The organism is Nocardioides luteus, assembly GCF_015752315.1.
Taxonomy (GTDB): Bacteria; Actinomycetota; Actinomycetes; order Propionibacteriales; family Nocardioidaceae; genus Nocardioides.
The window spans coordinates 5,283,431-5,296,283 of the sequence record NZ_JADOVJ010000001.1 but is presented as its reverse complement, the minus strand read 5'-3'; the positions used below and the strand labels follow the sequence as shown (position 1 = coordinate 5,296,283).

The 12,853-nt window shown below is 67.9% G+C and carries 11 protein-coding genes; 8 read left to right on the top strand and 3 right to left on the bottom strand.

Annotation, left to right across the window (positions count from 1 at the left end; all coding sequences use genetic code 11):
* Nucleotides 1–41: 41 nt before the first annotated feature.
* Complete coding sequence (locus tag HD557_RS25375) at nt 42–710, top strand: TetR/AcrR family transcriptional regulator (RefSeq protein WP_008356044.1); 669 nt, start codon at nt 42–44, stop codon at nt 708–710.
* 10 nt (nt 711–720) lie between these two features.
* Here the strand turns inward: HD557_RS25375 and HD557_RS25370 are convergent, their stop codons facing one another.
* A complete protein-coding gene (locus HD557_RS25370) occupies nt 721–1,638 on the bottom strand; it encodes a LysR family transcriptional regulator (protein WP_196875905.1) in 918 nt (305 codons plus the stop codon).
* A gap of 82 nt (nt 1,639–1,720) precedes the next feature.
* Here HD557_RS25370 and HD557_RS25365 point away from each other — a divergent pair, with 82 nt between their 5' ends.
* The 6 genes from HD557_RS25365 to HD557_RS25340 all read left to right on the top strand — a co-directional run bounded on the left by HD557_RS25365 (nt 1,721) and on the right by HD557_RS25340 (nt 8,990).
* On the top strand, nt 1,721–5,164 hold the full coding sequence (locus HD557_RS25365; RefSeq protein WP_196875904.1) for a bifunctional proline dehydrogenase/L-glutamate gamma-semialdehyde dehydrogenase: 3,444 nt from the start codon (nt 1,721–1,723) through the stop codon (nt 5,162–5,164).
* A gap of 124 nt (nt 5,165–5,288) precedes the next feature.
* Nucleotides 5,289–5,477, top strand: a complete 189-nt coding sequence (locus HD557_RS25360; RefSeq protein WP_196875903.1) for a hypothetical protein — start codon at nt 5,289–5,291, stop codon at nt 5,475–5,477.
* Nucleotides 5,477–6,016, top strand: coding sequence for a hypothetical protein (locus HD557_RS25355; protein WP_196875902.1), 540 nt, complete (start codon nt 5,477–5,479; stop codon nt 6,014–6,016). The genes HD557_RS25360 and HD557_RS25355 overlap by 1 nt, the downstream gene beginning before the upstream one ends.
* Nucleotides 6,017–6,424: 408 nt before the next feature.
* Nucleotides 6,425–7,291 carry a hypothetical protein gene (locus HD557_RS25350; protein ID WP_196875901.1) on the top strand — a complete coding sequence of 289 codons (867 nt, stop codon included), beginning with the start codon at nt 6,425–6,427 and terminating at the stop codon, nt 7,289–7,291.
* A 7-nt stretch (nt 7,292–7,298) separates the two neighbouring features.
* Nucleotides 7,299–7,769 carry a hypothetical protein gene (locus tag HD557_RS25345; protein WP_196875900.1) on the top strand — a complete coding sequence of 157 codons (471 nt, stop codon included), beginning with the start codon at nt 7,299–7,301 and terminating at the stop codon, nt 7,767–7,769.
* 531 nt (nt 7,770–8,300) lie between these two features.
* Nucleotides 8,301–8,990 carry a GNAT family N-acetyltransferase gene (locus HD557_RS25340; protein WP_196875899.1) on the top strand — a complete coding sequence of 230 codons (690 nt, stop codon included), beginning with the start codon at nt 8,301–8,303 and terminating at the stop codon, nt 8,988–8,990.
* Nucleotides 8,991–9,075: 85 nt separating this feature from the next.
* On the opposite strand, the gene HD557_RS25335 is transcribed toward HD557_RS25340, so the two are convergent.
* Entirely contained in the window at nt 9,076–10,572 is a 1,497-nt protein-coding gene (locus HD557_RS25335) for a hypothetical protein (protein ID WP_196875898.1), read from the bottom strand.
* A gap of 410 nt (nt 10,573–10,982) precedes the next feature.
* Between HD557_RS25335 and HD557_RS25330 the strand changes: the two genes are divergently transcribed.
* On the top strand, nt 10,983–11,327 hold the full coding sequence (locus HD557_RS25330) for a hypothetical protein (protein WP_196875897.1): 345 nt from the start codon (nt 10,983–10,985) through the stop codon (nt 11,325–11,327).
* A gap of 38 nt (nt 11,328–11,365) precedes the next feature.
* On the opposite strand, the gene HD557_RS29135 is transcribed toward HD557_RS25330, so the two are convergent.
* Nucleotides 11,366–12,490 (bottom strand): response regulator transcription factor, encoded by a 1,125-nt coding sequence (locus tag HD557_RS29135; RefSeq protein WP_307785704.1) that lies wholly within the window; start codon nt 12,488–12,490, stop codon nt 11,366–11,368.
* Nucleotides 12,491–12,853 lie beyond the last annotated feature (363 nt).

Below are 12,853 nucleotides of genomic sequence, written 5' to 3'. Positions count from 1 at the left end.
CAGGCCCGGTGTGAAGTACGTGGGACTACGATGGTCCCACCATGGATGGCAGGGCAGTTCGCTGGAAGCGTCACAACGATGACCGACGAAAGCGCATCGTCGACGCCGCGATCGGTCTGATCGAGACCGAGGGCGTCAACGTCAGCCTGCAGGCGATCGGCCAGGCCGCCGGGCTCTCCCGGTCCGTGGTCTACCGTCACTTCGCCGACCGTCGCGAGCTCGACCTCGCCATCCAGGCCGACATCCTCGCCGGTCTCTGGGCCAAGCTCTTCCCGGCGATGGAGCTGACCGGATCGATCCGGCAGATCATCTCCCGCACCGTCGGTGCCTACGTCAACTGGGCGCTCGAGCACCCGCTCCTGCACCAGGTGGCCGACGTCGACACCGCGCCGAACGGCACCGGGCCGCTGCAGCAGGGCCTCGACCGAGTCGCGGAGCGGATCAAGGAGCTGATGCTGGCGGCGTTCGAGCTGGGCGGCGTGACGATCTCCGAGGTCGACAAGAAGGCTGTGGACCCGCTGATCTACGGCCTGATCGGGATGGTCTTCGGTGCCGTACGCCGCTGGGTCCATCTCGGCGAGGGAATCCCCGACGCCGAGCATCTGACCTCGGTCGTCACCGAGGCCGTCCTGGCGATGATCGACACCCGCGCGATGGCGTACGGGCTCTCGATCGACCACGACCAGCCGCTCGAGGAGCTCCTCGGCTGACCGGTCCGGGTCAGGTCGGCAGTGTGAGATCTGCCGGCACCACCCGGCCCAGCGCGGCCCGGCACGCGATGATGCCTGGGGAGTCGGCGATGGCGGTGCGGGTGGCGGTGAAGACCGTACGCCGCGGGGACCCCGGCAGCTCGATCAGCCGCACCGCGGTCCGGTGGCGCACGCGCATCAGGTCGGAGAGCAGGGCGACCGCGTTGCCGGACTCGACCAGCGCGACGTGGGCCTCGACGTCGTCGGTCTCGTAGCGGACCTCGGGCTCGAAGCCCGCCCGGCGACACTGCTCCTCGATCCAGTGACGTGACGCCGTGCCCGGCGGCTCCATCGCCCACGGGACACGGCCGGCGTCGGCGAGCGAGGTGATGGCGTCCCAGATCCTTCCGGAGCCGTCGGGCGGGACGGCCAGCCGGAGCCGGTCGGTGGTGAGCGGCTGGCGGTCGAGACCGTCGAAGTGCGGTGCGCCGTGGTCGGGGTAGTGCTCGGCGACCACCAGGTCGAGCTCGCGCAGGGCGAGGTCGTTGAGCGCCTGCTCGGGCGCACGCTGCGACAGCATGACCCGCAGCCTCGGGTGACGCCGGGTCAGGTCGGCGAGCGCCTGCGGCATGTAGGCGAGGGCCACGGACTGGAAGACGGCGACCCGCACCGTCCCGGCGGTCTCGTCGCCGAGCGCGGTGACCGCGGCCTCGGCGGCCTCGAGCCGGGCCAGGATCTCGGTCGTGTGCTCGACGAGCACCTCGGCCGCGGCGGTGAGCTGGACCCGTCTTCCCGCCTTAGTAAGCAGGGGGACACCGACCTCCCGCTCGAGCAGACCGAGCTGCTGGGAGACCGACGACGGGCTCTGGTGGAGGGCCTCGGCGACCTCGGCCAGCGTCCCGCGCGCGGCGAGCTCGGCGAGGAGTCGGAGGCGGCGGACGTCGAGCATGGCCTTCCTTCAGTTTTCCTTACGAATAATCTCCAACAAACATCGCTTTATCTTACGTGACTCCGGTCGCATACTCGGCACTATGACCACCAATGACGCGCTCATCGCCGAGGTCGACCACCTCGTCCGCGGCTGGCTGGCGAAGGCTTCGACCAAGCCCACCGCTGCGGCCGCCCAGCGCCTCGCCGACGTCCTCAAGGACCCGTCCGGGCTCGACTTCACCGTCGGGTTCGTGGACCGGGTGATCCGCCCCGAGGACGTACGCGTGGCGGCCGCCAGCCTTCGAGAGCTGGCCGGCAACGTACCTTCGTTCCTGCCCTGGCACCTGAAGCTGGGCGTGAAGCTCGGCGCGATGATGTCGCTGGTGGCGCCCTGGTTCGTCATCCCGGTGGCGCGCCGTGCGCTGCGGCAGATGGTGGGTCACCTGCTGATCGACGCCTCCGACGCGCGGCTCGGCAAGCAGATCGAGCGGATCCGCGAGCGCGGCGTCTCCCTGAACATCAACCTCCTCGGCGAGGCCGTCCTCGGCCAGAAGGAGGCCGACCGCCGTCTGGCCGGCATCCGCAAGCTGCTGGCCCGCGACGACGTCGACTACGTCTCGGTGAAGGTCTCCTCGCCGGTCGCGCCGCATGCGGTCTGGGCCTACGACGAGGCCGTCGAGCACGTCGTCGAGCGGCTCCTCCCGCTCTACACCTACGCCGCGACGTCCTCGGCCGCCGGGACGAAGAAGTTCATCAACCTGGACATGGAGGAGTACCGCGACCTCGACATGACCATCGACGTCTTCACGCGGCTGCTCGACCGTCCCGAGCTGGCCGACCTGGAGGCGGGCATCGTCCTGCAGGCCTACCTGCCCGACGCGATGGCGGCGATGATGCGGCTCCAGGAGTGGTCGGCTGCTCGGCGTGCGCGTGGGGGCGCGCCGATCAAGGTGCGCCTGGTCAAGGGCGCCAACCTCCCGATGGAGCACGTCGAGGCGTCATTGCACGGCTGGCCGGTCGCGACCTGGTCGACCAAGCAGGACTCCGACACCAACTACAAGCGGGTGCTGTCCTGGGCGCTGACGCCCGAGCGGATGGCCAACGTGCGCCTCGGCGTCGCCGGCCACAACCTGTTCGACGTGGCGTACGCCTGGATCCTGGCTGGTCAGCGGCAGGTTCGTGACTCGGTCGAGTTCGAGATGCTGCTGGGCATGGCCGAGGGTCAGGCCGAGGCGGTCCGGGAGACCGTGGGTGGACTGCTGCTCTACGTGCCGGTCGTGCACCCCAAGGACTTCGACGTCGCGATCGCCTACCTCGTGCGTCGCCTCGAGGAGGGCGCCAGCACCGAGAACTTCATGTCGGCCGTCTTCGACCTCAACTCCTCCGAGGCGCTCTACCAGCGCGAGAAGGAGCGGTTCGTACGCTCCCTCGCAGCTGTCGACGACTCCGTGCCGGCGCCCAACCGGACCCAGGACCGCCGTACGCCGGTCGCGGATGACGTCCAGACCGTGTTCGAGAACACCCCCGACACCGACCCGCACCTGCCGGGCAACCGGGAGTGGGGCAAGGCGATCATCGCCCGGGTGGGCTCCTCGACGCTGGGTGACCAGCTCGTCGCCGACCACACGCTGACCTCGGTGGAGGCAGTGGAGTCGGTGCTCGAGGGTGCCGTCGGCGCTCAGGCAGACTGGGGCCGCAAGACCGGCGCCGAGCGGGCCGCCGTGCTGCGGGCCGCCGCGGTCGAGGTCGAGCGGCGCCGGGCCGAGTGGCTCGAGGTGGGCGCCTCCGAATGTGGCAAGACGCTCGACCAGGGTGACCCCGAGGTCTCCGAGGCGATCGACTTCCTCAACTACTACGCGACCCTGGCCGAGGAGCTCGACGCGGTCGACGGTGCGCGCCAGGTGCCCGTGCGCCTCACCCTGGTCACCCCGCCCTGGAACTTCCCGCTCGCCATCCCGACTGGCGGCGTCGCGGCCGCGCTCGCGGCCGGGTCGGCCGTGGTGATCAAGCCGGCTCCGCAGGCCCAGCGCTGCGGCTCGGTGCTGGTCGAGACCCTGTGGGCCGCGGGAGTGCCGAAGGAGGTGCTGCGGCTGGTCCACGTGCCGGAGAACGAGGTCGGTCGTGCGCTGATCGCCTCCCCGCTGGTCGACCGACTGGTGCTGACCGGCGCGTTCGACACCGCCGAGCTCTTCCGCTCGTTCCGCCCGGACCTGCCGCTGCTGGCCGAGACCTCCGGCAAGAACTCGCTGGTGGTCACCCCGGACGCCGACCTCGACCTGGCCGTCAAGGACCTCGTCTACTCCGCCTTCGGTCACGCCGGGCAGAAGTGCTCGGCCGCGTCGCTGGGCATCCTGGTCGGCTCCGTGGCGACCTCGCGTCGCTTCCGCGACCAGCTGATCGACGCGGTGACCTCGCTTCGCGTGGGTTATCCGACGGACCCGACGGTGCAGGTCGGCCCGGTCATCGAGCCCGCCTCCGGCAAGCTGCTCAAGGCGCTGACGACGCTCGCGCCGGGTGAGACGTGGCTGGTGAAGCCGCGCCAGCTCGACGACACCGGCCGGCTCTGGTCGCCGGGTGTGAAGACCGGCGTCAAGCGTGGCTCCGAGTTCCACCTGACCGAGTACTTCGGTCCCGTCCTCGGCCTGATCTCGGCCTCCTCGCTCGACGAGGCTCTCGAGATCCAGAACGAGGTGGACTACGGCCTCACCGCCGGCATCCACAGCCTCGACCGCGCCGAGATCTCACACTGGCTCGACTCCGTCGAGGCCGGCAACGCCTACGTCAACCGCGGCATCACCGGCGCGATCGTGCGCCGTCAGCCGTTCGGTGGCTGGAAGAAGTCGGCGGTCGGCGCCGGGACGAAGGCCGGCGGGCCCAACTACCTGGTCGGCCTCAGTGACTGGGTCTCGGCTCCGGCCACCGAGCTCGCGACGCCGGCTCCTGCCGTACGGTCGCTCGTCGACTGGGCCGCCCGGCTGCAGCTGGACGAGATCGACATGCTCAAGCGTGGAGCCGGGTCCGACGCTCTCGCCTGGGAGCGCGAGTTCGGCGCCGCCCGGGACGTCTCGCGACTGACCGCCGAGGTCAACGTGCTGCGCTACTCGCCGGTGCCGGTGACGATCCGGTACGAGGGTGGTGCGGTCGAAGCGGAGCCCGAGACGATGACTCCGATCGCCCACCTGCTGCGCGTCCTCGCCGCCGGTGTTGCCGCCGGGGCGCCGGTCACAGTGTCCGTCGCCACGGCGCTGGACGACGAGACCGCCTCGCTGGTCCGCGCGACCGGTGCGACGTATGTCGTCGAGGACGAGGCCGCGTGGGCGTCGTTCCTCTCCGGGCCGCACGCTCCCAGCCGCGTACGTCTCCTGGGTGGGTCGCGCGAAGCCTTCGCGGAAGCGAGCCAGGGCCGCGTCGACGTCGCGCTCTACGCCCAGCCCGTGGTCGAGGCCGGCCGGGTCGAGCTGCTCACCTTCCTGCGCGAGCAGGCCGTGTCGATCACCGCTCACCGCTTCGGCTCTCCGACCCCGCTGGTGGAGAACCTTTTCTAGCCGCAGGTCGAGACCGCGAGCGCCAGCGAGCGGTGTCGAGACCAACACAGTCCTATCGGCGCCCGAGGGAACTGTGTTGGTCTCGGCACGCCTCCGCCCAGGGGCTCCGGCGGCTCGACCAGCGGTGTCGACCCTGCCGGGCTTCTGCACGTTCTCCTACATTGAGGGCAAGGTCGTCACCCAGTACGGCAGCAACCGCGAAGCCGTCCGGGCCGCCGAGGACTTCCGCAAGGTCGCCCTCGAGCTGATGACCCACTGGGCCAACAACCCCGCCGCCGTCACGAGGGACTCCAACCTGAAGGCGGTCAACTGATGGCACGGCCCAAGCTCACCAACCTCATCTCCAACCTCGAGGACACCGCCCCCGATCCAGTCGAAGCCTCGACCGAGCCGGGTGACGAGACGCCAGCAGAGGACCCCGGCTCAGCGCCAGCGCTGCAGAGCGTCCCATCCGCAGCAGGCGAGGCACCTGTCGAGACGCCGGTTGTTGTGGAGATGGCCGAGCCGAAGCCTGCGCCCGCGCCGAAGAAGCAGAACAGCGCGAAGCCGGCCACGAAGACCAAGACCGCGAAAGCCGCCCCGATCGTCGAGGGCGACGGCCCGCGCTACCTCAAGCTGACCCGCAAAGAGGCCCGGTTCACCGACGAGCAGCTCGACGGACTCACCGTCCTGACCCGCCGACTCAACAAGCGACGTGGGGGAGCGGGGGAGCGGTTCACAGACAACACCCTCATCCGCGTCGCCGTCGACCTGCTCCTCTCTGAGGCTGACACTCTCCTGGCCGGCGGCGTCGCCACGACCGAGGACGAGATCCGCGGCCTGCTCGGAGTGCCGAAGGCGACCTGCGGCTGACAAGACGAACCTCTCAAGCAAATCAAAAATCTGCGGGGGAGGTGAGCATCTGGGTTGCTCGCCACCTCCGCCGCCGCTGGCGGGACATCTGGGACTCGTCGTCGGCAACCGCAAGGCCCCCCGGCCCGCCGCTCAATCTGGGAGAGCGGTTGGCCGGGGGTTTCGTCGTTGTCCACCGTCGCCCCTCCTCGGCGAGGTGTGCGCCGAGGGGTCCCGTTCACCCCGCGACACTGTGCGGTCAGCTGTGGCCCTATACGTCCTGAACCTCCGCAGCATCCAGGCAGCGGGGGACCGTAAACCGGAAGGACGAGCCAGGTGGACAACCATCGCCGCGCGTACAAACGTCAGGTCACGACACACTCACAGTCTCCGACGAAACTGTCGGTCCCAACTTCTACGATTATCCCCATGGGGTATTCGTCGCTCACTGACATTCAGCTGAAGATCCTCGAGTACATCCACGGTCGACCCGAGCAGGAGGCCGACTACAGCGACGTCGAGACCCACCTGGGCGACGATCTCATTGCCGACCTCGAGCACTTGGCGGACATCGGTCTCCTGCGGCGCGATAGCCGCAGCGAGGGGTTCTATCACCTCACGGTGGATGGGCGGGCCGAGGTCGACGCGATGCTTAAGCGCCGCGAAGACCGGAGTTACCGACGCACCCAGTGTCGTGACGATCTGCTCGCCTGGCTCGACAAGACCACCGAGGCCGAGGATGCGGGCACCCGTGTGTCGCTCGAGAAGTTCGCCGGGGGCGCTGACGGCGTCGCGTTCACGGAGAAGGAGGTCGACCTGGCCGCCGACCACCTGGTGACCGAAGGCCTGATCAAGACCCTCGGAGGCGACTACGGACGCAATCATCTGCTGGCGTACATCACCGGTGCGGGTCAAGAGCGTCTCGACGAAGGAAACGGCGCAGCTGGGATCACTGAGGTTTCCCTGGCGCCCAGCGTCGTGCAGCACATCACCATCACCGGTGACGGGAACATCGTCACCTCGGCCGCGGGATCCCACAACGAAGTCCAGGCAAACATCGACGACTTCGACCTCGTGAAGGCGCAGAGCCACTCCGAGGCCATTCGAGAGGCGCTGCCAGCGCTGGAGGAACTCAAGGATGAGATCGTTCCGCTCCTGGACCAGATCCAGACCGACGACCGCAGCCTCGCCCAGAAGGCGACCTTCGGGCTCTACAAGCTCCTCACCGCAACTGGCACGGGTGCTCTGGGTGGTGCGTTGGCTCTTCCTCTCGCGCAAGCCCTCGGGATCGCCTGAGGCTGAGATGGGATCCAGGTACCAGCTTGCGCTCGAGGAGGCGCGACGTAGCTACGACGCGCAGCTTGCCCAGCTCGAGAACCTACGGGGCCGTGGCACCTGGACCGTCGCCGCCGGCGCTCTCGCCCTGTCTGTGATCGGTGTCGACACGAAGAGCGCAGACTGCTGGTCCTATGTCTGGTCCATTCTCGCCTTCCTCTGCTTCGCCACCGTTGTCATCGGCACCGTCGTCATCGCGTGGCCCCAGAAGGTGTGGGCCGGCCAGAAGCCGCATCTCCTCGTCCAGTGGGTCGAGCTCGACAACGCCTCGACCGATGACCAGGTCCGTGATCTCGCGCTACACCTGGAGCAGCAGTCCGAGGCCAACGCCAAGGTCATCGGCCGGCTCCAGAAGTGGCATGGGGCGGTGCTCATCGCACTCCTCGTGGAAGTCCCGTTCCTCCTCCTCGGGAAGCTCTGGGAGGGGGTGAACCAATGAGCGATGAGAAGAAAGACTCGGCGTCATCCAAGAAGCGCCCTCAAGAGACGCCGGCCGAGCGGCCGCGCCCTCAGCCACGTCTCGCCAACCCCGGACGGCTCGAGAACCGCTACGAGTCCCTCACCGGCGAGCGCCGAGCATCCACGCGGCGCCCGGTCCGACGAATCACATCCGACAACAGTAAGTCGGACAACGACTGACGCCACAACTTCTGAGGGCCGCAGCTCCCGTGGGGGAAGCTGCGGCCCTCAGGCCAAGCCGGACTCTGCTGCTCAGGCCGCTACTGCTGCCTTGACCGTCTCGCCCAGATGGTCGACCACGACCGTGTCGCGCCACCGGCGCTTCCCCTCGCCGTCTGTCCAGGACCCTCGCCAGCGTCCTCGCGCTCCCGCGCGAGCACCGCATCGGCGGCATCATCAAGAGCGTCCAGCGCGTCGGCACGGCGCTAGGCACCGCTGCGACCAGCGGCCCTCGCGGGGATCTCGCCGACGCCCTCGAGGCGTTCACCCGCACGCCCTTGGTGCTGGCACCATGATCGCGCCAGCAGCCGGACCGGCGGAAGGACCGGTGGCGATCCACACCGGCAGGCTCGTGCTGCGAGACTTCGTCGACGACGACGTCGAGGGTGTCGCCGGCCTGGTCGGCGACGACCAGGTGACGGTCTGGCTCTCCTTCGACCGCCGCACCCGCGACGAGGCCGCAGCCATGCTCAACGGCATCCTCGAGCGACAGCACGCGAGCCCACGTACCGAGTACTACCTCGCGATCACCCCCGCCGAAGACACCGCTACCGTCGCCGGATTCATCCGACTCGGTCTCGGCGGACATAAGGCCGCCGACCTCGGCTACGCCCTGCGACCCGACTGGCAGGGGAGGGGCTACGCCCGCGAGGCCGCGGCCGCAATGATCGAGTTCGCCTTCGAGAAGGTCGGCCTGCACCGCCTCACCGCCAACATCGGTCCCGCCAACGAAGCCAGCCAGCGGCTGGTGAAGTCCCTCTGGTTCACCTACGAGGGCACCATCCGCGACCACGTCTTCACCAACGGCGCCTGGCGCGACTCCCGCTCCTACTCCCTGCTCGCCCACGAATGGGCCAACGCACCCACCTGCGGATACTGCGGGCGCCGGATCCCCGCGCCGACATCCCCCGGCCGCACCCCGAAGTTCTGCTCGACAGCCCACCGGCAAGCGGCCTACCGCGCCAACCAGTCGACCAGTTGAGGCGAGCGGTCCCTGCGTTGAGGATGAACACTCAGCCGAAACCCAGCTCTGCCCTTCCTTAAGTGCCACTGGCAGTGGTCGGGGTTCATCCCTTGGGTGCGAGCCATGTCGGGTCGTAGGCGATGGGGGGCTCCTCACCGACCTGATGTGCGAGCCACACGATGGTGTCGTCGATGATCCGGCGACGTTCCGGTACGCGGTTGAGGTCGGTCAGGTAGGCGCGGATGCGCTGGACGAGGTCCGCCTGGAGCCGCTTCACCTCCCCCTGTCGCTGCATGAGCGCTTGGTGGAACCGGCCGGCGCGCACTCGGGCCGACTCGTCACTGGGGTTGCGCTCCCGATGCGTGTCTGCGGCTGCCTTGAGTGCAGCTTGCCACCGGTCCTGGTTCATGGGATGCCGCAGTGCAGCGCCTTCGTCTGGGTCCGCTTGCATGGCGATGTCCTCGCCGACCAACCGGCTAAAGGCGGCGTCGGTGTATCGGTGCACGGCGAGGGTTGTTGTGCCGCTCGTTAGGGGTTCCACCAGGCCGTGGTCTAGGGCGAATTGCAGACGGTCGGGCTCTGCGGGCATCGGGACGACGTGTTTTTGGTCGGGCAGCCCGGCAGCCTCGAGGCGACTTTCTAGCTCGCGCTCGAACATCTCCTTGTGCTGACGCGTCAGGTCTCGAGACCACGCCCTCCAGCGCTTCTCGTCCGGTCCGCGGATTGCAGTCGGCCTGACAGCGGCCCGTTGGATGTTCTTGAGCAGGGTGTGGACAGCGGTGAGGCGCTCCCGCACCGCTCGGATGTCCTTGCCCAGGCGCTTGCGGGTGCGCTCGTCGTGCTCGAGTCGTTTGATGGATGCCGTGGCGTTGAGATTCGAGTGGACGCGTAGCAGTGCCTGGTAGAAGGGCTCGATCAGCTCGGTGGACTCCAGGATCTGGTCGATCTCGGCGCTCGTCCAGCCGCGCGCCGAGCCGACCGCCAACTTGTCGAGCAGGTCGAGCCTCTCGCGCAGCTGGCTGACGAGGATGTCGCTGGGAACGTATGCCACCTCGTCGAGGATCTCGTTGATGGTGGGTTTCCGCTCTGGCGGGAGTGTGTCGACCGGCTCTGAACCCCACGGCCACCGGTAGCCGCTGTGCCGAATGATGATCTCGGCGCCAACCTCTGGACCAAGGTCGGCAGGGGTCGCCTTCGTCGATGGCACGTGGAGTTCGCCCTCGTCGAGGCGCTGCGCGATCGCGTCGTACAGGTCGGCGCGTCGGTTCAGCGCTTCCGCGTTGGTCCGTCGACGCTTGGCACCAGCGCGGACATCTTCTGCGCTGCAGTCGCGCAGGAAGCGATAGCCGTCCTGGGTGGGTACCCGCTCGCCGAGCGTGTCTTCCCAGTCGATCCGAGGGCTTGTGGCCGGCACGTGTTCGGTGCGGCGGAGTGTCTGGCCGACGTACTGAGGCAAGAGCTTGGCCAGGAGACCGGCGTAGTGCTCGGCAGGGATCAACTCCAGCACCAGGGCTGCGATGCGCTGTGGTGAGGGTTCCTCGGGGTGATCAGCCGCGACCTTCTGTATGACTGTCGACAGGTCGATCGAGAACTCAGCCAACGCAACCTCCTCGACGGGCCCCACAGTCCTCGTCATAGTCCTCGTCTTGGGTAGGGCCAACCAGATCGATGCTAAGCGCGTGGGATGTCTAGGTGCGCCGCTTTGGCTCCAATCCGCGCGAGCGCCTCGGGATGCGGACCGACCGTCCTTGGGGACCTCCCCAGCGCCGACGAATCTGGCGGCCGCGCCCGGGTCGGTCAACCCCTTTGCACCTGCGGCGCCGGCGTACGTCAAGAAACCCGGATCGGCGCTTCGCTTATTTCCTCACTGGCTTTCGCGACTCCCGCCGGTCCCAGAGGTTGACCGACCCGGCTCCACCGGCTGCCTGACCTCTCCACGCCCGGGGAGGGCCAAGAACGGTAGGCACCCAGAGCCACCACCCCAAGCCCCGGCGCAGGAAGGTCAAGACGATGAGCGACTACACCATCGAGACCGCACCCCCGATCGTCGACGGGATGGTCCACCTGACCTACTACATCCGCGACGCCCAGCTGAGCTTCGTCTGGTCCGGCCGCATCACCGAGCCGATCCACGTCCAGCACGGCGGGTACGGCGAGGCCACCGTTGCGCTGATCGACCCCGCGCCGGACTACCCGGCCGGCGAGAAGTCGCCCGTCGAGCTCTTCGACTGGTACCGGAACCTCTGCGACCGGTGGAACCTCGCCTGGGACGGCATCCCCGACGTCCCCACTGCCACCGGCGACTACGCCGGCGTCGAGCAGATCGAGCCCGGCGTCTTCGTCGTGAGGATCTGATCCTCAGCGTCAGGCGAGCGCTCTTCGTCCCGTTCGACTCAGTCGGACGGGACGATCCCGAGCTGGGCCGCTATGAGGGCAGCTTGTGTGCGGCGCTGAACGTGGAGCTTCGAGAGGACGCTGGACACCAGGTTCCTGACCGTGTTCTCCGAGACGCCAAGGGCGGCCGCGATCTCGCGATTGGTCAGCCCCTCGCCGAGGTGCACGAGGACTTGGTTCTCCCCAGCGGTGAACCCGGACACGGACACAGACGTCTTCCCCCCGTAGGTCATCTTCGTGACCCTGTGAGACCCAACGGGGGCCTTCGGCTGCGAGATGCTGCTCTGCTGGGGAGACTTCGCCGGTGTCTTCTCTCGTGGCACGGCACGGCCGAGGAGCTGGTAGGTGTTGCGGACCCGCTGGGAACTGAATCCGGAGGTTTTCGAGACGGCCCTCTTGTTCACAAACAGGAGGCTGCGCTCGACGAGTTCGCTGGTGCCGCGTGACCTGATCGTCGGGGTGAGCCCATAGCGTGCAGGGAATCGCTCAGTGCTCCACCACGTCGGCTCGCCGTCGAGATTGCGGCCCTCGAGGAGAGCTAGAAGCATCGCAACCCCGGCCGCTGACATCACCTGGATATCGCCCTCCACCGTCCAAAGTTCGATCGGCACCTTGAAGTAGGTGTAGCCAGACGTGTTCGGGCCCGACGGCAACGAGTACGGCTCACCGGTGCCCGACTCCTCCAGGAGGGTGATCACCGTGGACTCACCGCGTCGACGCTCGAGACTGACCAGGTTCATCGCCTCGAGGACGTCGAGGGCATTGGCAATCCGTCGGGCGCCGTGCGTGTCTGGCTCAGGCAGCCCAAGCAGCGTGGCCCACAAGCGGGCCTGGATGTCAGTGGAGAACGGTGGTGCCGAGCAGCGCCAGATGAGAGCCAAGTACAGCTTCAACGGAACAACACCGCCGCGACCACGCCGCGCCACCAGCTCGGCCAGAGGGGCACGCCCGCCGGTCTCGCCCGCGTTCACAAACGTTCGACGTACCGGGATCGACGTGCGCGCGGGGGTGCGAGCAGCCAGGTCCTGGGCCGCCTTCAACGACCACGCGGGGGCCCTCTGGAGGGTCTCCAGGGCCGTCTCCTGCGCCTCGGTGGCAGCGACTTGAACGCTCTTGGCGGACACGGTTGCTCCTATGCTCTACCCGGATCTATGCAGTCCTACATACTTCTCCACAACGCGACGAAGTATCTCGTCTTTTATCGCTAGAGCATCATTGCTAAGACTGCCTTGGTCTCTACTCTACTACGACGAACCTGGGTAGTCGCTCAGTGAAAGACGCGGCAATCTGAGCGTAGGTTTCCGCGCTCGGTCCAGTAGAGTCCTTATCACGCAGGTCAGCAAGGCGTCTTAGCCACAGAAACTATCGCAGCAGCCAGTTGCGAATAGCGTGTCCTGGACGCTGGTCGCCACGAGACCTGCCAGCTGTAGAGCGCGCGGACACCCGGAGCCGCGTTGTCCTGACTCCCGTCGGCGAGGTGACCCGCT